At 71.2% G+C, this 19,693-nt stretch carries 17 protein-coding genes; 7 read left to right on the top strand and 10 right to left on the bottom strand.

What is annotated here, in order from left to right:
- Nucleotides 1-4: 4 nt before the first annotated feature.
- From MYMAC_RS01940 to MYMAC_RS01915, 6 genes are all read right to left on the bottom strand, one after another.
- Nucleotides 5-694 carry a hypothetical protein gene (locus tag MYMAC_RS01940; protein WP_095956822.1) on the bottom strand — a complete coding sequence of 230 codons (690 nt, stop codon included), beginning with the start codon at nucleotides 692-694 and terminating at the stop codon, nucleotides 5-7.
- Between the two features lie 46 nt (nucleotides 695-740).
- The gene (locus MYMAC_RS01935) at nucleotides 741-1,064 is read right to left on the bottom strand and encodes a hypothetical protein (RefSeq protein WP_095956821.1); all 324 of its coding nucleotides are present in this window, start codon (nucleotides 1,062-1,064) and stop codon (nucleotides 741-743) included.
- Nucleotide 1,065: 1 nt separating this feature from the next.
- On the bottom strand, nucleotides 1,066-2,085 hold the full coding sequence (locus tag MYMAC_RS01930) for a pilus assembly protein (protein WP_095956820.1): 1,020 nt from the start codon (nucleotides 2,083-2,085) through the stop codon (nucleotides 1,066-1,068).
- Nucleotides 2,085-3,728, bottom strand: coding sequence for a Tad domain-containing protein (locus tag MYMAC_RS01925; RefSeq protein WP_170114693.1), 1,644 nt, complete (start codon nucleotides 3,726-3,728; stop codon nucleotides 2,085-2,087). Before MYMAC_RS01925 ends, MYMAC_RS01930 begins: the two co-directional genes overlap by 1 nt.
- Entirely contained in the window at nucleotides 3,725-4,507 is a 783-nt protein-coding gene (locus MYMAC_RS01920; RefSeq protein WP_043709545.1) for a TadE/TadG family type IV pilus assembly protein, read from the bottom strand. Before MYMAC_RS01920 ends, MYMAC_RS01925 begins: the two co-directional genes overlap by 4 nt.
- Nucleotides 4,508-4,664: 157 nt before the next feature.
- On the bottom strand, nucleotides 4,665-6,095 hold the full coding sequence (locus MYMAC_RS01915) for a sigma 54-interacting transcriptional regulator (protein WP_193364448.1): 1,431 nt from the start codon (nucleotides 6,093-6,095) through the stop codon (nucleotides 4,665-4,667).
- 78 nt (nucleotides 6,096-6,173) lie between these two features.
- Between MYMAC_RS01915 and MYMAC_RS01910 the strand changes: the two genes are divergently transcribed.
- Nucleotides 6,174-7,163 (top strand): ATP-grasp domain-containing protein, encoded by a 990-nt coding sequence (locus MYMAC_RS01910; protein WP_013936467.1) that lies wholly within the window; start codon nucleotides 6,174-6,176, stop codon nucleotides 7,161-7,163.
- A 166-nt stretch (nucleotides 7,164-7,329) separates the two neighbouring features.
- Nucleotides 7,330-8,001, top strand: coding sequence for a DsbA family oxidoreductase (locus tag MYMAC_RS01905; protein ID WP_013936468.1), 672 nt, complete (start codon nucleotides 7,330-7,332; stop codon nucleotides 7,999-8,001).
- Nucleotides 8,002-8,061: 60 nt separating this feature from the next.
- On the opposite strand, the gene MYMAC_RS01900 is transcribed toward MYMAC_RS01905, so the two are convergent.
- On the bottom strand, nucleotides 8,062-9,051 hold the full coding sequence (locus MYMAC_RS01900) for a hypothetical protein (protein ID WP_013936469.1): 990 nt from the start codon (nucleotides 9,049-9,051) through the stop codon (nucleotides 8,062-8,064).
- A 238-nt stretch (nucleotides 9,052-9,289) separates the two neighbouring features.
- Between MYMAC_RS01900 and MYMAC_RS36580 the strand changes: the two genes are divergently transcribed.
- The 3 genes from MYMAC_RS36580 to MYMAC_RS38265 all read left to right on the top strand — a co-directional run bounded on the left by MYMAC_RS36580 (nucleotide 9,290) and on the right by MYMAC_RS38265 (nucleotide 14,194).
- The gene (locus MYMAC_RS36580; RefSeq protein WP_157757426.1) at nucleotides 9,290-10,387 is read left to right on the top strand and encodes a hypothetical protein; all 1,098 of its coding nucleotides are present in this window, start codon (nucleotides 9,290-9,292) and stop codon (nucleotides 10,385-10,387) included.
- Nucleotides 10,388-10,636: 249 nt separating this feature from the next.
- On the top strand, nucleotides 10,637-11,497 hold the full coding sequence (locus MYMAC_RS01890) for a carboxypeptidase regulatory-like domain-containing protein (protein ID WP_204817333.1): 861 nt from the start codon (nucleotides 10,637-10,639) through the stop codon (nucleotides 11,495-11,497).
- Between the two features lie 249 nt (nucleotides 11,498-11,746).
- Nucleotides 11,747-14,194, top strand: coding sequence for a sensor histidine kinase (locus MYMAC_RS38265; RefSeq protein ID WP_157757425.1), 2,448 nt, complete (start codon nucleotides 11,747-11,749; stop codon nucleotides 14,192-14,194).
- Here the strand turns inward: MYMAC_RS38265 and MYMAC_RS01880 are convergent.
- Nucleotides 14,184-15,284: a TolB family protein gene (locus MYMAC_RS01880; protein ID WP_095961438.1), complete on the bottom strand. Its 1,101-nt coding sequence runs from the start codon at nucleotides 15,282-15,284 to the stop codon at nucleotides 14,184-14,186. The genes MYMAC_RS38265 and MYMAC_RS01880 overlap by 11 nt on opposite strands.
- A gap of 7 nt (nucleotides 15,285-15,291) precedes the next feature.
- Nucleotides 15,292-16,920, bottom strand: a complete 1,629-nt coding sequence (locus MYMAC_RS01875; protein WP_170114692.1) for a golvesin C-terminal-like domain-containing protein — start codon at nucleotides 16,918-16,920, stop codon at nucleotides 15,292-15,294.
- Nucleotides 16,921-17,331: 411 nt separating this feature from the next.
- Between MYMAC_RS01875 and MYMAC_RS01870 the strand changes: the two genes are divergently transcribed.
- Together MYMAC_RS01870 and MYMAC_RS01865 are read left to right on the top strand one after the other, a co-directional pair.
- On the top strand, nucleotides 17,332-18,069 hold the full coding sequence (locus MYMAC_RS01870) for a metallophosphoesterase (protein ID WP_095956817.1): 738 nt from the start codon (nucleotides 17,332-17,334) through the stop codon (nucleotides 18,067-18,069).
- Nucleotides 18,070-18,080: 11 nt separating this feature from the next.
- On the top strand, nucleotides 18,081-18,662 hold the full coding sequence (locus tag MYMAC_RS01865; protein ID WP_204817331.1) for a TIGR02265 family protein: 582 nt from the start codon (nucleotides 18,081-18,083) through the stop codon (nucleotides 18,660-18,662).
- Nucleotides 18,663-18,668: 6 nt separating this feature from the next.
- Here the strand turns inward: MYMAC_RS01865 and MYMAC_RS01860 are convergent, their stop codons facing one another.
- Complete coding sequence (locus MYMAC_RS01860) at nucleotides 18,669-19,682, bottom strand: hypothetical protein (RefSeq protein WP_095956815.1); 1,014 nt, start codon at nucleotides 19,680-19,682, stop codon at nucleotides 18,669-18,671.
- Nucleotides 19,683-19,693: the final 11 nt, after the last annotated feature.

The following is a 19,693-nucleotide window of genomic DNA, read 5'->3' as shown; positions in this document are numbered from 1 at the left end:
GGCTTCAATCCGCGGTGGGACTCACGGGCTCCTGGGCGACGGTGCGGCGCACCACCACCACCGCCAGCCGTCCCTCCTTCGTGGGAGAGAACGACAGCTTGATTTCTTCGTTCGGCGAGCGGAACAGGCGCGGCTCCTCCTCACGGAAGCCCGCGTTGCCCAGCTCGGTCCGGTAGAAGGCCTCCACCTCGGGCTGCTTCGCGTCGACGGAATACGTGAGCGTGCGCGCCGACTCCGTGTCCGCCTTCATCGAGTCCCTGGCCCCCGGGAACATCGGCGCCACGGTGGACTGCGGCTGCTTCCGGCCCTGCGCCAGGTTCGCCTCGCCCATGAACACCGTGGTGGTGCCGTCCGGGTTGGCCTGGAGGATGGCCGTGTAGGAGATGAACTGCCGGGTGTCGAGCGCGGTAATCATCGTCTCGCGCAACAACTGCGGCTGCAGCGACTCCTTGGGGACGTGGAGCTCCCAGGCCTGGAAGCGCGACACCAGGTGCTGCCCGATGACCTCCGGGCGCTCCGCGCTGAGCACGGCGGACATCCGCACGGGCACGCCTTCCGAGATGACGGTGCCCGGCACGTCCACCACCGCCACCACCTTGGGCACGTCCCAGGTGAACGGCAGGCGTTGGGCGCGAGCCTCCACGGCCAGCAGCACCAGCACCCCCGCCAGGAGTCCCCGCAGCACCTGCGTCATCCGTCACTCCACGAAGATGGCCGCCCCCCCCTCGCCGGCCGGTTGGCTACTCGACGACGACGTCCTCGGCGGGGACGTCGTACTCCTGAGGCTGCGGGCGGGAGCCCGTCTTGCGCGGAGACTCGATGTTGTCCCGCGGCGGGCAGCGCTTCGAGCACGCGGCGAACTGCTCCTGGAACTTCCGCGTGCAGCGCGAGGCACAAGCGGCGTCCCGGCCGTTGTTGGGACAGCGGGACGTGCACTCGGCCAGCGTGGACCCGGCCTTGCTGCCGCAATCCGCCTCGCACTCGGTCCGCCCGGCCAGCGCCGCAGGAGATGACAGCACCGCTGACACCAGGGCCAGCCGAATCCATCCAGAGAAGCGAATCATGTCAGTCGCATTCCTTTCCAAGGAAGCACGCGCCCTTGCTGAAGCGCTGCAGGTGGGCCGCCGCGTACGGCAGCGTGGTGACGCCTCCCAGCGCCGAACCCGGAGACGTTCCCCAGACGCCCATGTTGATGGGGTCCATCAAGGTGGGGAACTGGTTGAAGTTGATGACGTCCTCACCCGCGGCGCTGATCCACATCGTCCGCTCCTTCATGCCCAGGCCCACCATGGCCAGGGCCGTGGGCGGCAGCGGGTTCCAGAAGAGCGCCTGCTCGGCCAGCATGCTGGCCGCGCCCGGGATGGCGAGCACCGTGGGCGTGTAGATGCTGAACACCGCCGCGTGGTACGCCGGGTTGGTGCAGGGGATGAGCTGGTCCTGCATGACGATGTTGCAGGTGAGGGCCTCCCCCTCGCCCGCCAGGCCCCAGTCGTCAATCAGCATGGAGTAGCTGCCCGTGCAGCGGCCGCCCACCGGGCGCCCCACCGCGCAGACCTGGAGGCTTGCGAGCGAGTCCTCCATGTTCCGCTTCTGGTAGAGGGCGCCCTCGCCCTGGTCCAGGAACGAGCGGGGGAAGCGCCACGCGGACAGGGTCGCGGAGGCACGGCACGCGGTGCCGCCGTTGTCACGGTAGGTCGCGCGGGTGACGGTGGTGCCGCCCCAATCCACGCCCACGCCCATGTCACAGCTCACCGCCATGTTGCTGCCGGTGGTGAGCGCCTGGGTGATGCCCGCGCCCGTGGTGGCGGACAGGCCGTTGAAGTCCGCGTAGCGCCCCTCGGCGTCATTGGCGGCGTCCCGCATGGAGCCGCCCGCGGGGTCGTAGTTCACGGGGATGAAGTGCATCTGCCCGTGCGTGCCGTCCCAGAGCGCGGAGATGGCGGCCTCCTGCACCTTCAGGGACAGGAAGCCGACCTCGGCGAAGTGGATGCCGAAGGCGACGATGGTGACGAAGAGCGTGACGCCAATGGCCGCTTCGACCAGCGACTGGCCCCGGGCATGCCTGGAGCGGAGGGTCTTCTTCATCATTGGATTCCCCTGTAGCCCACCGCGCGCAGGGCCCGCAGCGTCCGGGCCGCGGCGGGTGCGCTGAGGTCCAGCGTGTCCGCGGCGTCATCCAGGCCGTCCTGGTCCGTGTCCGCCGCCACCAGGGTGGCCCGCCAGAACGGGTTGAGCAGGTTGGGCGGCTCGCTCCAGTGGTGGAACGCCACGCTGTGGCCGCGGTGGAAGTAGGCGATGCCCGTGGCCATGGCCGTCTGGACGTCGTTGGCCGTCCCATCCGCCATCTGGAAGCTGCGGTTGTCGAACTGCGTGCCGGTGCCGCTGCTCTGGAAGCGATAGCGGAACGAGTAGTCCCACGGGTCCAGGGACCGGGTGCGCAGGTTGCGCTGCACCACCGCGAAGTTCTTCGGCTGGCCGTAGTTGTTGTCGCCGCCGTCCAGGAGCTGGGTGAGGTTGTAGTCCAGGAACAGCGGCCAGATGCCCGGGCAGCTCGACACCGGGTTCATGCAGGGCATCAGCATGTGCCGCATCCGGGGGCTGGGGTCACTGCCTCCCGTCCACCGGTGCTCGGGCGTGGGCATGAAGCCGCCGGAGTTCACCAGGCTCGCCTCGACGCCTTCGATGCCGCCCACGGCCGCGGGGCACGGCGCGCCGCCGCCATTGGCCATGTGGTTGTACAGGTAGAGGATGCTGCCCTCGTCCTCGGCGGTGATGGCGGGCGCGAAGGGCGGCAACATCGGCATCTGCCGCCCCTTCCGGCCGAAGTGCGTCGTCCCCTGCGTGGCCACCTCCACCATCACGTTGTCCGGCGGCGGAACCACCCACGCCAGGTTGGCCAGGTGCGCGACGTAGTCCATGTCCTGCCGCCACGTGACGAAGTGGAAGCCGCGGCTGCCCATGGCGGCGTTCACCGCGTGCTGCACCGTCGCCGGCACGTCGCACACGGCGCCGCCGCCCGTGCAGGCCAACCCGCCGGTGAGCTCGTCGTTGTTGACGCCCCCAATCGGCGGCACCTGCCACGCGGAGTCGGTGGGGTTCCTGCCCGGGACGATGTTGGAAAGAATCTGGTTGGCGAACCGCTGCGAGTCCACCGCGTCCTTCAGCTCCTGGAAGTTCTGCTGCTGGGCCAGGTACAGCGCGTTCTGCGCGAGCTGGTGCCCGCGCATCTGGAGCGCGACCAGCGGCTCATACGCCTGGAACACGGAGTTGACCCGCTGGTCCTCCGTGCGGAGGTTGCGCTGCAGCTTGCCCAGATCGCGCAGCCCCTTGTTGCCGCAGCGGCAGCGCCGCGCGCAGGACGAGCTCTTCCAGGCGCAGGGGCAGCCGGTGATGACGTTGAGCTGATACGGCCACTCCCAGTCGCTGTACCCACCGCGCGCCGCGTTGAGCTGCGCGCGGTAGAGGCTGGCCCAGCTCACCAGGCTGGCGGCGCCCGCCTGCGCCACCGCGTGGGCAATCTGCACGCGGTTGATGATGGCGATGTTGTTGAAGGTGCGGGCGGTGGCCACCGCGTTGGAGAACGCCGCCGCGTCCGCCACCGTCTGCGCCTCGATGCGCTCGCGCACCTTCATGGTGAAGGACAGCGTCAGCGTCACCATCAGCACCATGAGCAGCGTGCCGAGCACGAACAACACCAATGTCTGGCCGCGGGAATGAGAGCGATTCATCGGGGACAGTCCATGGAGGCGAAGTGACGCGCCTTGACGGGCGTCATCATCCGCATGGTGAAGCTGGTTTCGATGGGGAACACATACTCACGGCGGCCCACGCGCTCGGCCAGCTCGGTGCGGACATCCGTCGCCAGCGCGTAGGGGCTGGTGAACTCGCCGGGCCCCCAGTTGGCGTTGCGCTCGGCCAGCACCAGCGGGTTGGCGTCCGTGTAGTCCTGGATGCCGAGCTGCGCGAGGAACATCCGCGACATCACCCAGTTCGCGAAGGGGATGCGCATGGGGTACCAGTAGATGAGCCGCACCTCCAGGCGCCGCAGGTGCCCGGGGTCGTCGAAGCCGCGGTCCTGCGGGCTCTCCACGCCGCCGCCCGCCAGGCCGCGGTTGATCCACACGATGCTGCCGGTGTGCACGCCGTCCAGCCCCGGCTGGTACCGGTTGTCCCGGCGCGGCGCGAAGGCCATGGCCAGCCGCTCGGGCGCGCCGACGCCACCGCCGTGCTGGGCGCCCACCCCCGGGACGTGCATGCCGATGAAGGAGTGGAACGAAGGCAGCAGGGCGAGGATGGCCGCGTGGCTCATCCGCTCGCACTCGCCGTGGGCCACGCTGCCCGCGCGCGTCGCGCGGAAGGCCGCGTATTGCGCGAGCACGCGCGCCTGAAGCATCAGGAAGAGCTGGAGCGTGCCCAACACCAGGAACACGACGAGCGGAAGCGACAGGGCCGCCTCGACCATCGCCTGGCCGGACTGCCTCCCACGGCTCGGACGCTGTGAATTCATGGCGAACGTATGTTCCGGGGATTCTGACGTGATCGGACATACGTCAACTTGACGGGGCGTTCCTGGCATCCCACGCAGGAGAACACGGCGCTGCGACAAACGCGTTTTTCTGGCCTGAAACAACCGAGTTACAACGCCCCTCCGGTTGCTCATGGGGCTAGCGTGACTTCATCCCCTTTGTGTCGAGCTGGTATTTTTTCACCAACCGTTCAATTGACTTCCGGTGGAGCCCGCTCTCACGCGCCGCGCGAGACAGGTTTCCTTCGCAGCGCGTCAACACGCTGGTGACGTACTCGCGCTCGAAGTTCTCCAGGAGCTGCTCCTTGGCGTCCTTGAAGGAGAGGTGCTCGTTGAAGGGCAGCGGCCCCTCGCGGACCTGCCCCCGCACGCGGGGCGGCAGGTGCACGGGCTGAATCTCCTCGCCTTCACTGAAGGTGAGGACATGTGACAACACGTTCATCAGCTCGCGCACGTTGCCCGGCCACGAGTACGACATCAGCAGGCCCAGGGACTCCGCGGAGAAGCGCTTCTTGCCGTGCTTGCCGACGACCTCCGGGTCCGCGAGCGCGCGCTTGAGGATGAGGGGGATGTCATCCCGGCGCTGGCGCAGCGGCGGGAGCTGGATGGTGATGACGGACAGGCGGAAGTAGAGGTCCTCGCGGAAGCCGCCGCCCTGAATCTCCTTCATCAGGTCGCGGTTGGTGGCGGCGATGACGCGGCAGTCCACCTCGATGACGTCGTTGCCGCCCACGCGCCGCACTTCATGGTTCTCCAGCACGCGCAGCAGCTTGGGCTGCAGGTCCAGCCGCAGCTCGCCCAGTTCGTCCAGGAAGATGGTGCCGCCGTGCGCGCGCTCGAAGGCGCCGGGCCGCTCGCTCACCGCGCCGGTGAAGGCGCCCTTCTCGTGGCCGAACAGCTCGCTTTCGATGAGGTTGGGCGGGATGGCGCCGCAGTCCAGCACCTCCATGGGGCCCTTGGTGCGGCCGGACAGCGCATGGATGGCGCGCGCCACCAGCTCCTTCCCCGTGCCCGTCTCGCCCTGGATGATGACGGACACGTCCATGGGGGCGATCTTCTTGATGAGGCCGAATATCTGCCGCATCTTCACGCTCTGCCCCACCATCTCGCACAGCTCGCCCTCGCGGTCGGGCTCGATGGTGACCTCCTCATCCAGCGGCGCGAAGGTCAGCACCGACGAGCCCGCGCGAATCTGCGAGCCCGGTGACAGGTAGGCCCGCTCGATGCGCCGGCCGTCCAGGAAGGTGCCGTTGGTGGAGCCCAGGTCCACCAGCAGGTAGCCGCGCTCGGTGAACTGGATTTCGAAGTGGTGACGGCTGGCGGTGCGGTCCTCCACCAGCACCAGGTCATTGCCCGGATGCGCGCCGCAGCGCAGGCGCTCCTTGTCACTCACCACCGAGCGGCCGGTGTCCGGGCCCGACGTGACGGCCAGGCGGCACTTGTGGAGCTTCACCGTGGTGCGGGGGTCCACCACGAGCGTCTCCCCCAACAACGGGGAGGGGTTCAGGTCTTGTCCGACGTCGCCGGGACTGGTGTGGATGTCGTCAGGGTGCAGGGGGGGAGCACTCATCTGCGCGCGAGGATAGCAAAGGCCCCCCACGAGGCCCGCCCCCCGTGGGCGTCCGTGCTAGGCTCTCGCGCCCCGCCCATGCCCCCGCGCAAAGTGAAGCCGAAGAAGGCCCCGGCCCTGCCCGGGCGCCAGGCATCCGACCATCCCGAGCGGGCCCCACGGCAAGGGCACGCGAAGAAGACGGTCGTCGTCCTGTCCCGCAAGCGCGCGCTGTACTCCACGCGGCGGCTGGTGGCCGCCATCCGCGCGCGCGGCCACCGCCCGCTGGTGCTGGACACGCTGCGTTGCTGCCTGCTGCTCGCGCAAGACGCACCGCGCATGACGTACCGCGGCGTGGAGGTGCGCGGCGTGGACGTGGTGGTGCCGCGCATCGGCGCGTCCATCACGGCCTACGGCCTGGCGGTGGTGAACCACTTCGAGATGATGGGCGTGCCCGTGCTCAACCCGCCCGCGTCCATCGCGCGCAGCCGCGACAAGCTGCGCGCGTTGCAGTTCCTGTCGCGCTCCGGGCTGGACATCCCCCGCACCGTCATGGCGCACGACCGCAGCAACGTGCGCCGGCTGGTGGAGGAGGTCAACGGGCTGCCCGTCATCATCAAGCTCATCAAGGGCACCCAGGGCGTGGGCGTGATGATTGCCCACACGCTGTCGGAGGTGCAGACCATCCTCGACACCTTCTGGGACCTGGGACAGGAAATCGTGCTCCAGGAGTTCGTCGCGGAGAGCGAGGGGCGGGACGTGCGGGCGCTCGTCGTGGGCGACCGCGTGGTGGGCGCCATGCGGCGCAAGGCCAAGTCCGGGGAGTTCCGCTCCAACATCCACCGCGGCGGAGAGGGGCAGGCAATCGAGCTGTCCTCGCCCTACATGGAAGCGGCCGTGCGGGCCGCGCGCGTGGTCGGGCTGGAGGTCGCGGGCGTGGACATGCTGGAGGGCCGCGCCGGTCCCCGGCTGATGGAAATCAACTCCAGCCCGGGCTTCGAGGGCCTGGAGCGCGCCACCGGCAAGGACATCGCCGGGGCCATCATCGACCACGCGTTGAAGTACGCCGAGGCGAAGCGCGCCGGGTGAGCGCGAACCCGGGTCCGTGCGAGGTTGCTCGCCTGCTTTCGAGCTGCCGCACAGCCGGGGCAAGGCACCTTGCATGCTCCTCAGGAACACAGGAATGCCGTCATGGCCCGTGGGTCCTGAGGAGTTGGCAGCGACGCGGGAGGCCCTCTAATCTGGCGGCCCTCAAATGAAAACGCTGCACAAGCCGCTGCAGATCACCCTCTACCAGGACGTGCTGTGCTCCTGGTGCTACCTCGCCGACCTGCGCCTGGATGTCTTGCGCCAGGAGCTGGGCGACGCCGTCCGCTGGAGCGTCAGGCCCTATCCGCTGCGCGTCCATGACGTGCTGCCCACGGCGCGAGAACAACGCGCGTGGGTGGAGGAGGTGGAGCGCGCGCGGCGAGAACCGGACGCCGCCGCGCGCCTGTTGTCCACGGACCTGTGGCTCGGGGGAGACCCGCCGCGCACCAGCGTGCCGGCGCTGGCGGCGCTGGAGGCGGCGCGGCTGCAGGGCCCGCAGGCTCGCGCGTTCCTCGCCCGCGCCATGCAGCGCGCGGCGCTGGAGCAGGGCGTCAACGTGTCCCGGTCGGACGTGGTGTTCGAGCTGGCCTCGCGCGTGGGCCTGGCGATGGACGAGTTCTCCGCGGCCTTCCGTTCGGAGGAGACGCGGCGCCTCATCCTCGACGAGCACCGGGACGCCACCCACCGCGGCGTGCGCGGCGTGCCCACGCTCGTCATCGGTGGCCGGTGGATGTTGTGCGGCCTGCGCGAGCTGGCCGAGTACCGCGAGCACATCCTCGCGTGCCTGGGCAAGGTGTCCGTGCCCCGCTCGGGCTCGCCCGAGCGCGTGGTGCACTGAAGCGCCCGTCCCCCGGGGCCTCGCGCGGCGGACGCGCCAGGCCCCGTGAGGAGGAAGGGCTCAGGCCTCTTCCGCGCCGCGGCTGAGCGTCAGGGAGAGCCCGGCCAGCAGCAGGTAGAGGAAGGACGTGGCGGGAATCACGGGCACGCAGCAGAGGAAGACGCCCACCACGGTGATGAGGCCGCCCAGCAGCAACGTGCCCACCATGGCCAGGCGCTGCCCCCGCGCGTAGACGAAGCAGCGGCGCAGCGTCTCCACGACGCGGGGCGAGTCGGTCCGCGCCAGCTCCGGCTGCATCAGGATGAGCGGCGCGAGCAGCCACCCGCCCGGGAAGATGTAGAGCGCGAAGGCCACCAGACCCATCACGGCGAGGCCGGGCAGCATGGGCCGCAGCGCCGAATCCAGCTCCGAGGACGACAGGTCGCCCAGCCCCACCAGCTCCGCCCAGGACACGGTGCCCGTCGCAAGCCCCGCGCCCACGGCGACGATGACGATGAGCAGCAGGAGCGGCACCATCAACACGAAGGACAGGAACAGCGTCCCCACGTACGCGGGGACCTTGTGGAACTGGCTGAACAGCCGGCCCAGGTCCGCGCGCTGACCGGCCAGCACGTCCATGCACATCCGGAGGAAGCCCAGCGTCACCCCGCCCTGGATGACGTAGGACGCAATCGTGCCCAGGAGGATGGCGAGGACGGTGATGGCGACGTTGTCCACCACGCCCGCGACGACGGAGAAGATTTGCGAGACGACCTGCCCGGCGATGGACGCGGCGATGAAGATGAGCACGCCCACGCAGAGCATCACCCATTCGCGCTTGAAGGCCGCCCAGCACACGTCCAGCAGCCCGGAGATGCCCCAGTTCTCTCGGTTCAGCGGGAACGCCTGCCCCGCGCCCTCGCGCTGACGGCAGGTCGGACACCAGGCCTGCGAGCCCCCCTGGCTGCAGGTGCGGCACATGAAGTTGCCGCAGCGGGCACAGGTCCCCACCGCCTCGAATCCCGGGTGGAGCGGACAGCTCGCGCCCGAAGTGAACTCAGTCTCCGCCATGGTGCGTCTCCCCACGCGCGCCGCGGCTCACCCCTCCAGGGCGGGCGGCGCGCACATTTCCCCCTACACCACCCCGGCAGGTGTCCACCAGAGGACGAAGGGCGCTATCCTGGGGGCCGGCGGAGGACCGACGCGGGACTGCACCCGGGCGTGAATTTTCTCCACGCCCCGCCGTCTGCTCCCGCGTGGCCGCAAGGTGGACGGCCCCGCCGTCCACTCCGCCCAGGAGAATCACCACATGCGCCGCCTGCTCGCCCTCGCCGTTCCGATTGCCCTGATGATGGGTACTGGCTGTGTCGCCCACGTCCACGGTCCGGCGCGTCACGCCCCGGTCCAGGTCATCGAGTACAGCTACTCGAGCGACCACCCCATCCCCGACGACTACGGCGGCGGCTGGTGCCCGTACTCGCACATGCACGTGCACGACTACGAGCCGACCACGACGTACTACGTCTACTCGGACAACGCGTACTACTACAGCGGCCCGTCGGTGGTCTGGTACTGGAACGACCACCCCCACGCGCACGGCGGCCTCTGCAACCTGCGCGGGCGCCACTCGCACGACTACTACCCGAACACGGGCAGCATCTACCGCTACGAGCGCAACCGCGGCTACGTGTGGAGCCGCACGCACAGCGCCTCGGCCGGCTACGGCTACGTGCGCCCCGCGCAGCGCCCCAACAACCGCCCCGTCGTTCCGGGCAACACGTACAGCGGCACCCGGCCGCCTCCGGGGGGGACCCGGTGGACGACGACGCGGTCCGGCCGCCCCGCCCAGCCGGGCAACGTCAACCGGCCTCCGCGCGGCCAGCGCAGCAACAACGCCAACGGCTGGGGCACCCGCAGCACGCCCCCCTCGGGACGGCCCGCCAGCGGCTCGGCGTCCAACGGCGGCTCCAGCAACGGCTGGAACCGGCCGCCCGCGGGGCGCCCCGCGAACAACGCCGCGCCCAGGGATGACGATGACCGCCGCGACAACAACAGCGGCGGCAACCGCTGGAGCGGCGGCAACTCCAACAGCAGCGGCAACTCCAACAGCGGCAACAGCGGCAGCTCCAGCAGCGGCAACAGCGGCAGCGGCTGGAACACGCGGGGCGGCAGCAGCGGCGGCTCCAGTCGCAGCTCGGGCTCCAGCAGCAGCTCGGGCTCCAGCAGCGGTGGCGGTAGCTGGAACCGGGGAGGCAGCAGCAGCGGCTCCAGCAGCAGCTCGGGCTCCAGCGGTGGCGGCTGGGGGCGCGGTGGCGGCAGCGGCGGGAAGTCCTCCGGCTCCGCGTCGCCTCCGTCCGGGCGCTCGGGTTCGTCCTCCTCCGGCGGCAGCAACGGCCGCTGGCGCTGAGCCTCCTGACGCCGTGTCCCCGGCCCAGGGCACGGCGCGGGTGAGGGCCGCCACGCTGCGGTGGCCCCTCCAACATCGGGCCCTCCCGTGAACGGCGCCGCGCCTCCCTTCCGGGGCGCGGCGCTGACGTTTTTCGGACAGCGCGTCGCCCCTGTCGCCCATGGACACCGGCCCCGCGGCGTCGACCAGGGGACGGACGGGAAGCGGGGTGGATTGCCGCCGCGAACCGCCGTGGAGAGCTTTCCCGCGATGATGCGTCCTCTCCTGATGATTCCCTGTGCGCTGCTGGGACTCACCGTGGGCTGCGGCCCTGGCGACTTCACTCCCGACCCGGGCATCCAGACCGATGACGCCGAGTCCGTGGACCTGGACAACCTCCGCATCGGCATCAGTGGCACGGTCGACCTGCTCCCCGAGGCCCGGCGGCTGCTCGAGGCCCGGGGGCTGCCCCTGCCCTCGTTGGATGGCGCGCCGCTCACCGCCGCGGAGCCCCTGCGGCTGGCGGTGAATGACGCCAACGCCACCTTCGGTACGGCACCAGCGGCCGCGGACGGCGCCTTCACCGTGAGCGACGTGGCGGTGCGCGAGATGCACCTGAGCCTCGCGGTGGGCCTGGCGTCCGCCGGGTTCGTGCCCGCCCATACCATCGTCTACGACTCCGCCTTCACGGGCGCGCGGCCGCGCACCGACATCATCGGCGCGCGCGTCTGGGCGCTGCCGGAGGCCTTCCATGACGCGCTCAGCGTCGCCGTGGGGGAGGGCACCCTGCGGGGCCACACCGACAACCGGGCCGCCACCCTGCGTGACGCGGGCTTCGTCCTGGGCCGCGTGGTGGACGCCAGCGGCCAACCCGTCGCGGGCGCGACGGTGGCGCCCGACCGCGAGGACCTGGCCGGCCGCGTCTACTACCCCACCGCCGACCTCGACGGCGTGAATCAGGTGGGCACCGGCCCGGAGGGCCTGTTCGTGTACATCCACTCGGGCGCGGACGCGGAGGCCTTCCGCCTGTCCGTGACGAGCCTGGAGGGCTACGTGCCACGCAACGTGGGCGTGGCGCCGGGGTGGGGGCTGGTGCTCACCGTCCATCCCGGCCTCTACCCGCCTCTCTAGTCAGCGCGGCAGCGGACCTGCCGCTCGCGGCCTGGCCGCTTGGGGCCTGCTGCCCCGGGCGCGGGCTGGCCCCATGTTCCATGGGAGGCGCGTGAGGCTCGGCCAATGACTGGCGGCGCCCCCCAACCGTCCGTCCCCGTCGCTGCGCCGCACTCGCGTCCAATGCCCGGAAGCGAGGGCGCGACGCATCTCTCGTTGGAGCGTCTCGAACACGGGGGCCTCGGGCCGGTACGTCACGGGAGGAGCCCTGTGCGTTCCTGGGGGGACGCCACGATGAACGAGTGCTGGAGGCCTCAGCGTCGCAGCGCAGCCACGGCCCGGGGCATCGCCTGGCTCGCCGCGCTGGGCGCCCCGCTCGTGGGCGTGCTGTACCTCCTGGGCTGGGCCTGGGACGTGGAGATGCCGCGGCCCGGCGTGGCTGGCATCCCCATGACGCCGGTGACGGGCATCGCCATGGTGTTCGGCGGCGCCGCCCTGGGCCTGAGGCTGGCGTCCCCCGGCGTGCTGCACCACCAGGAGCGCGTGGCCAGGGCCTGCGCGCTGGTGATGCTGTTCATCGGCGCGGCGAACCTCCTGCGCGACGTCACGGGCTGGGACCTGGGCATGGAGGCCCTGATGCTGCGGCTGCTCGACGAGCAGCCCGCGTCGCTCCCCCGGCCCTCGCCCCTGTCCGCCACCTGCATGCTGCTGCTGGGCACGGCCCTGGCGCTGCCGGAGGACGACGGCCGCCACGGCCACCTCCGGGACACCCTGGTCGTGCTGTCGCTGGTGAGCTCCACCCTGGGCCTCAACGGGTTGTTGATGGGCCCGCTGTTGATGGTGGGCACCCTGCCCTTCCTCGCCGAGCGCAGCATGGGCCTGCCCACGGCGCTGACGCTGATGCTGCTGGCCCTGGGGACGCTGTGCGCGCGGCCGGCTTCGGGGCTGATGAGCCGCATCACCCGCGACTCGCTCGGGGGCTTCCTCGCGCGAAGGCTGGTGCCGGTGACGCTGCTCGGCCCCTCGCTGCTGGGCATGGTGTTGATGATTCTCCACGACGTGCGGGCCATCAACCTGGAGGCCAAGCTCCCCATCTTCGCCACCCTGGTGAGCACCGGCGGCGCGGCGCTCGTGCTCCTGTCCGCGCGGGCGCTGGACGCCATCGAGGCGCGCCGCCAGCAGGCCACCGCGGCGCTGGAGGCCTCCGAGGCGCGCTACCGGGGCCTCCTGGAGACCACGCCCGCGCCGCTGCTGGCGGTGGACGCGCAGGGCCAGCTTCGCTTCGTCAACGCGGAGGCGGAGCGGGTGTTCGGCTATCCGCGCGAGGAGCTGCTGGGGCGCGAGGTGGAGGTGCTGGTGCCCGAAGGCCTCTTCGGCGGGCGCAGCCTGGACTCCAAGCTGAACGAGCGCGCCCTGCACGGACTCCGCAAGGACGGCAGCCAGGTGTCGCTGGAGGTGCGGCTGAGCCCCGTGGCCAGCCTCGGCGGCCCGACCCTGCTCGCTGTCCTCCGGGACGTGACGGAGCGCGAGCGGTACCTCGCCAGCGTCCAGCGCGCTCGCGAGGAGGCGGAGATGCAGCGCGGCCAGGTGCAGGCCCTGCTGGACCACACCCCCGTGGGCATCGTCTTCGCCAGGGCGGAGGGGGGCCCGCTGGTGGCCAACCCCGTGGCGGAGCGCCTGCTCGACCGCCCGTTGAAAGGGGTGGAGCTGGAGGCGTCGGTGGACGTCAACCCCTGCGTGCTCACCGCCGACGGCAAGCCAGTCCACCGGGAGGACCTGCCCATCGTCCGTGTCCTGAAGACAGGCCAGCAGGTGGGGCCCGAGGAGTTCATCATCCTCCACGCCGACGGGCGGCGGCTGCCGGTGCTGATGACCGCGGCGCCCGTGTTCGGTCCCGGAGGCAGGCTGCGTGGCGTGGTCGCCACGGCCCAGGACGTGTCGACCCGCCACGAGCTGGACCGGCTCCGCGAGGAGTACGTCAGCCTCATCTCCCACGACCTGCGCAACCCGCTCCACACCATCAACCTGCGCGTGGGCCTGCTGCGGCGCGCGCTGCACGAGCGCAACCTGGAGCGCGAGGAGTCGATGACGCTGTCCATCCAGCGCAGCGTGGACTGGATGAGCGCCATGATTGAGGAGCTGCTGGAGGGCTCGCGGCTGGAGTCCCAGCGGGAGGCGCTGCGCCGCGAGCCCCGGGACTTGGGGCGCTTCCTGGAGGAGGTGCTGGAGCGGGACGTGGCGCCCGACCTCCGGGAGCGCTTCCACCTGGAGGTCCAGGGCACGCTGCCGCCCGTGTGGATGGACGCGGCGAGGCTGGAGCGGGTGGCCGCCAACCTGCTGAGCAACGCCGCCAAGTACAGCCTCCCGGGTCAGCCCATCACCGTGCGCGCCCAGCTCGAGCCGGGCCAGGTGGTGGTGTCGGTGACGGACGTGGGCCCCGGGCTGCCCCCGGAAGACGCCGCGCACGTCTTCGACAAGTACTACCGCACGCGCAAGAGCGGCGCGTCGGATGCGAAGGGCCTGGGCCTGGGGCTGTACATCAGCCGGCTCATCATCGAGGCGCACGGCGGCCGCATCTGGGTGGAGAGCGAGCCCGGCAAGGGCTCCACCTTCCGCTTCAGCCTCCCCGTCGCCCCGCCCGGCGCCAGCCCGCGCCCGCCCCAGGTCCCGGAGGGCCAGGACCCGGCGGCGGGGAGCGGCCCAGCCGTCAGCGTGTAGCCACCCAGCGCGGCAGCCAGTCCGCGCCCTTCGCGCGCGTCAGGCGCGTCTGTCCGGTGCCATCCGCGCGCATGAGGTACACGTCGGTGTCGCCCTCCCGTTCGGACACGAAGGCCAGGTACTTCCCGTCCGGACTCCAGGCCGGCATGTCGTCCCGGTGCTTGCCGTCCGTCAGGGCCACCGGCGCGCCGCCCGCCACCGGCACCACCCAGATGCGGGCGAGCCCCTCTGGCGTGCGGCTCACGTAGGCCAGCCGTTGTCCATCCGGACTCCAGACCGCCTCGCGCTCGTCGCCCGTGAAGGACTCGCCGGACACGGCGCGCAGGTCCGAGCCGTCCGGACGGAGGAAGTACAGCCGGTCCTTGCCCTCGCGGTCGCTGACGATGACGAGCCACTTGCCGTCCGGGCTCCACTTCGGCGTGCGGTCCTCGGTGTGGAAGAAGGTGAGGCGGCGCTCACCGCTGCCATCCGCGTTCGCCGCGTAGATTTCGGGGTCGCCCTCGCGGCTGCACACGAAGGCCACCTCCTTGCCGTCCGGAGACACGGCGGGCTCGAAGCAGCCCTGCGGCACCTGCGTGAGGCGCACCTCCGGCACGCCCTCGCGGGGCACCAGGCGCACCACGTCGCTGAAGCCCTCCGCGTCGGACTCGGCCACCAGCCAGGTGCCGTCCGGCGCCCAGCTCGCGTTGCGCGCGCGCGCCCTGGGTGGATGCAGCGGCACCGCCGGGCCCTTGCCGTCCAACGGCAGCACGCGCATCTGCTGACGGTGCAGCCCGCCCTCCTCCGCCGCGGCGATGACGAGCAGCGACTTGCCGTCCGGCGACGGGGGCCCGGGATACACGTCCTCCTCACCCCGCGTGAGCTGCGTCTCCACTCCGTCTGGACTCACCTTCCAGACATCCTTCCGCCCTGCCCGCTCCGACAGGAAGATGACCGCGCCCGGAACGGCGCGCGCCTCCTCCTGGGACAGCGGCCCGGCGCCGGACGTCCCGCCACACCGGCCGGAACACCCGACACCGAGCACGGCGAGCGCGGTGAGCCACCGCGCCCGCCACGGCCAGGAACGTTGAAGCCGTTCAAGGCCCTGCATCATCCCCTCACTGAATCCGGATGGCGTCCGCCATGACGACGTAGCCCTCGGTGGCCCAGCGGCTGAGCTGCACCTTGTTCCAGCCGGCGGCGAAGTTGTAGGTGCCCAGCGTCACCCACTTGCTGCCGTTGGTCTGCTGGTTCACCTTCACCGTGCTGTTGCCGCCCGTGTGCGTAATCACGAAGGGCGCCGCGGGGGAGCGGTTGGTGCCCTGCACCCACCAGGCCTGGATGGTCCGGCTGCCCGCCGCGGGCATGTGGAAGTGGAACACCGCCGGCTCGGAGATGGGCTGCGTGGAGGCGTAGTAGTAGTCGTTGCCGTAGTAGCCCGCGCTGGTGCCACGCGCCCAGGTGGACGGCACCGCGATGTAGCCCTTGCTGGCGTTGTTGTTGGCGTTGTTGCTGTCCACCACGATGGCCGACGTCGAGCCGCCGCCGTCACCGCACTCGCTGCGAATCTTGCTGATGTACGTGGACCACGGCCAGTTGCGGCCCGGGTCCGTGCGGTTCTCCGGCTGCAGCCGGGCGTGCGCCACGATGTGGTAGCTGTCGCGCGGGATGCCCTGGTCCTTGGTGATGTTGCACGTCAGCTTCGCGGAGGTGTTGATCATCCCCGTGGAGAACGAGGCCGAGCTGGCGTAGCCGCCGTGCTCGATACCGATGGAGAAGTCGTTCGTCGACCGGCCGTTGAGGTTCGACTTCACGCCCCCGTTGAGGCTGCTGCGGTAGGCGGCGCCCACGTGCCAGGCGCGGCTGGACTCGCGCACGAGCTGCGACACCTCGGTGCCGCTCTCGTTGACCACGTAGTGCGCGCTCACGCCCGCGGCGGAGTTGGTCAGCCAGCTCCAGCAGCCCGAGTAGCCGCCCTCACAGGTGTGGATGATGACCATCTGCTCGCCGATGCCGGAGGGGCGCGCGTTGTAGTTGGGCGAGGGGCGCCAGATGGAGGCCGCGTAGTCCGGGCCGGCCGCCAGGGCCTGCATCCGCGGCAGGGCGAACTTCGGCTCGACGGCGGCGGCCTCCAGCGACACGGCCACCTTGCCCGCCGGCGTGAAGGCACCCGCGCCCTCGCGCAGCACGGCGTACACGTCGTTGTGGACGTAGTGCGCCTGGATGTCCGGGTCGGAGATGTCCGTCAGGCGCACGGTCACCGGGGCCCACGCGCCCAGGTCCGCGCGGTCGATGCCCGCCTCGTCGGCGTACTTCGACAGCAGCGCGGCGCCCGCGCGCAGGTTGGCCAGCGGCTCGCCGCGCACCGCGTCCGCGGACACGCCCGCCAGGGCCGCGCCGTCAATGATGTGCTGACCGCGCAGGGCCAGCAGACCGAACGCGGCCGGACGGCCCTCGAACTCCTCCTCGCCCAGGACGTGCTCCCAGCGCGTCTCCACATAGGAGATGGCCTTGAGCAGGCTCACCGGGACGTTGAACTCCGCCGCCGCCTTGGCGAACAGCGCGTCCAGCTCGTTGGGCGTGCGGCGGGCCGCGTCGGCCACCGCGCGGGCGGCGTCGTCCGCCACGCCCGCGGGGACCTGCGACTCAGGGGTCGTCTCTTCCGGAGACGTTTCGGGCTGGGGGCCACAGGCGGAAAGGGCCATGGCCGCGGCCGTCGCCGCGAACGTCTTGCGCAACACGTGCATGGAAACTCCTTGAAGGGGGGTCAGCAACTCCACGGTCGCCCCCGTTCCACGGGAGCGGCGCAGGGTGCCTCGCCCCAGCACCATGCATGCCAGCCACGCGTTCCCGGGGAGCTCCTCTTTTCCCCGACCCGATGTGGAGCATCCATGCTCCACCCGCCCGTCAAGAAATCCACTCCACCTCCGGCAACCCCGCACCGCAACATCCCGGAATCAGGAACGCCCTACATGTAAGCCTCGGCCTCCGGAGCCCCGAGTTGGCCAGCCCGTGTCGCACTGACGTATTTCAAGACAACGACACGTAAAGACTTATTACTCAGTTTCCAGCCTTCCTGGCCTTTTGGCGTGACACGCGACTCAGGGGCCGAGACGTGGGTGCCGACAGCGCCCGGGGCTTCCGCTATGAGGGGGGCCATGCGGCTCTTCGGTATCGGCGACACCCACCTGCCCTCCACGCGACAGAAGGACATGCACCGCTTCGGGTGGGCGGAGCACCCCCTGCCGCTGCAGCGCGCGTGGGATGAGCGGGTGGCGCCGGAGGACGTGGTCATCGTGGCGGGGGACATCTCCTGGGCCACGCGGGCGCACGAGGTGATGGACGACCTGGCGTGGCTGGACGCGCGTCCGGGGCGCAAGGTGCTGGTGCGGGGCAACCATGACTACTGGTGGGGCGACTCCGCCTCCAAGCTGCGCAAGCTGCTGGAGCCCTTCCGGACGCTGGAGGGCTTCCTCCACAACAACGCCGTCGTCATGGGGCCGTGGGTGATTGCGGGCAGCCGGCTGTGGACGGCGCCGGAGGCCCCGCCCATGCCCGGCGGAGAGATGGGCGACGAGGCGGCGGACACCGGCTACGTGGAGCGGGAGACGCGCCGGCTGACGGCGTCCATGGAGGACGCGAAGAAGAAGGAGGCGGCCAGCCCCACGCCGCTGGTGCGCGTGGTGGCGGTGCACTTCCCGCCGGTGTACGCGAACGAGAAGGCCACGGCGTTCAGCGCGCCCATCGAAGCCTTCGGGCCCAAGGTGTGCGTCTATGGCCACCTGCACGCGGCGGGCATCGCGGCGGGCTTCACGGGCGAGCGCGGCGGCGTACGCTATGTCCTGGCCTCGTGTGACGCGGCGGGCTTCGCGCCCGTGCTGCTCGACGAGGTGTGAGGAGGCGCGCCATGCCGTCCAACAAGGCGGAGCTCGCGGCCCGGCTCGCCGCCGTGCGGTCCGGTGACTCGGTGCGCGGACTGTTCTTCAAGTCGGTGCTCGGCCTCATCCAGCAGCACGCGGGCCTGGCGGCGCCGGAGGCGGTGCGCGACGGGGCGCTGGGCGCGGCGTACTCGGACCTGCTCACGTACCCGGCGCGGGACTTCCTGACGCTGCTCTACCGCGCGGCGGACGCGCTGGAGTCCGCGCTGGGCCCCGAGGACACCGTCTTCCACGCCTGCGGTGAGAAGGACGTGGCGCGCTTCTCCACCGGGCCGGGGATGCTCATCTTCGGCATCATCTCCCGGGGCGACCCGCAGAAGCTCTTCGCGGGCGCGCAGATGGGCTACAGCGCGGCCGTCAGCTACGGCAGCCGGGACTACGTGCCCACCAGCCCCACCTCCGGCACCCTGCACATGCGCCGGGACATGCTGCCGCCCGCCTACCATGAGGGCATCCTCACCGGCGCGCTGAAGGTGCTGGGCCGCAGCGGCACCGCGCGCGCGACGCGGCGGGGCATCGACAGCGCGGACTACGACATCCAGTGGCGCTGACGGCGCTCAGTCCACGCGGGTGTAGGTGACGTCCAGCTCGGCCACGACGCGCTCGCCCACCGAGGCCTGGCAGGTGAACGTGTGCGCGTCACCGTCGCGCGCGCCGCGGACGGCGCCGAACGTCACCGTCTGCCCCGCGTAGGCCAGGGTGTCCGCCTTCAGGCGCACGTCCTTCGCCACGCAGCGGGCCCAGGGCGCGCCCTCCAGCCGGCGCAGCAGCGTGGTGGCCACGCGCGTCATGCCGCTGGCCACCACCGCCACCGGCATCACCGGGTGCAGCGCGAAGTGGCCCTTGCACATCTCCGCCGTCACCGGCCCCAGCGTGGCGGACAGGCTCTCACCATCCGGGCGCCAGTCGCGCAGCGCCAGCGGCTTGCTGTACGGGTTCTGCCGCAGCCGGGCCCACTCCTCGGGGGTGCGCTGCACGCCGTCGTCGCGGCGCGGCTCGCGGCGCATGTCCACCCGGGCCTCGCCGAACAGGCGCGTGAAGGCGGCGGCGGACAGCACGTTGTAGTCCACCTCCAGGCGGAAGAACGGCGTGCCGTCCGGCAGCGACAGCAGCGTGCGCGCGGTGGCCGTGCGGCGGCCGGTGAACTCCGCCTTCGCCAGGCCCCACAGCAGGTCCGTGGCGCGCGCCATCGGCTCCGGGCGCAGCCACTGCCCGCGCGCGCCGCACGCCAGGTAGAAGTGCTGGCCGTCCTTGGACGACATCAGCGCGGACGCGCAGGAGCCCAGGATGGCCAGGTGCCGCCCCGCCTCGCCCAGGCCAATGGGGCCCGCCTCCGCGTCCGGGTCCTGCTGCACCGGGATGCGCGCCACCACCTCGCCCTCCCCCATCACCGTCACGTCCTTGAGGGCGTAGTACGGGTCGCGCACGCAGATGCGCGGGTAGAGGTCCGCGTGCGTCAGCAGCGTGTGCGGCGCCAGGCCCGACAGCGTCCGCAACGGCTGCTCCGGCGGCACCCAGGCGGAAGCAGGGGCAACAGCGGAGTTCGCGGACGCGGGCGTGGTGTCGAGCATGGGACTGACCT

The organism is Corallococcus macrosporus DSM 14697 (genome assembly GCF_002305895.1).
Classification (GTDB): Bacteria; Myxococcota; Myxococcia; order Myxococcales; family Myxococcaceae; genus Myxococcus; species Myxococcus macrosporus.
The sequence above is the reverse complement of the archived record's forward strand: the minus strand, read 5'-3'. Positions and strand labels throughout refer to the sequence as shown.

Bases quoted from the DNA above. Each gene is read 5' to 3' on its own strand.
- MYMAC_RS01920 (WP_043709545.1), bottom strand. From the start codon at position 4,507: ATGAATTCACAGCGTCCGAGCCGTGGGAGGCAGTCCGGCCAGGCGATG.
- MYMAC_RS01915 (WP_193364448.1), bottom strand. From the start codon at position 6,095: ATGAGTGCTCCCCCCCTGCACCCTGACGACATCCACACCAGTCCCGGC.
- MYMAC_RS01880 (WP_095961438.1), bottom strand. From the start codon at position 15,284: ATGCAGGGCCTTGAACGGCTTCAACGTTCCTGGCCGTGGCGGGCGCGG.
- MYMAC_RS36580 (WP_157757426.1), top strand. From the start codon at position 9,290: ATGCGCCGCCTGCTCGCCCTCGCCGTTCCGATTGCCCTGATGATGGGT.
- MYMAC_RS01860 (WP_095956815.1), bottom strand. From the start codon at position 19,682: ATGCTCGACACCACGCCCGCGTCCGCGAACTCCGCTGTTGCCCCTGCT.
- MYMAC_RS01930 (WP_095956820.1), bottom strand. From the start codon at position 2,085: ATGAAGAAGACCCTCCGCTCCAGGCATGCCCGGGGCCAGTCGCTGGTC.
- MYMAC_RS01890 (WP_204817333.1), top strand. From the start codon at position 10,637: ATGATGCGTCCTCTCCTGATGATTCCCTGTGCGCTGCTGGGACTCACC.
- MYMAC_RS01905 (WP_013936468.1), top strand. From the start codon at position 7,330: ATGAAAACGCTGCACAAGCCGCTGCAGATCACCCTCTACCAGGACGTG.
- MYMAC_RS01935 (WP_095956821.1), bottom strand. From the start codon at position 1,064: ATGATTCGCTTCTCTGGATGGATTCGGCTGGCCCTGGTGTCAGCGGTG.
- MYMAC_RS01910 (WP_013936467.1), top strand. From the start codon at position 6,174: ATGCCCCCGCGCAAAGTGAAGCCGAAGAAGGCCCCGGCCCTGCCCGGG.
- MYMAC_RS01870 (WP_095956817.1), top strand. From the start codon at position 17,332: ATGCGGCTCTTCGGTATCGGCGACACCCACCTGCCCTCCACGCGACAG.
- MYMAC_RS01865 (WP_204817331.1), top strand. From the start codon at position 18,081: ATGCCGTCCAACAAGGCGGAGCTCGCGGCCCGGCTCGCCGCCGTGCGG.
- MYMAC_RS01925 (WP_170114693.1), bottom strand. From the start codon at position 3,728: ATGAATCGCTCTCATTCCCGCGGCCAGACATTGGTGTTGTTCGTGCTC.
- MYMAC_RS01900 (WP_013936469.1), bottom strand. From the start codon at position 9,051: ATGGCGGAGACTGAGTTCACTTCGGGCGCGAGCTGTCCGCTCCACCCG.
- MYMAC_RS01875 (WP_170114692.1), bottom strand. From the start codon at position 16,920: ATGCACGTGTTGCGCAAGACGTTCGCGGCGACGGCCGCGGCCATGGCC.
- MYMAC_RS01940 (WP_095956822.1), bottom strand. From the start codon at position 694: ATGACGCAGGTGCTGCGGGGACTCCTGGCGGGGGTGCTGGTGCTGCTG.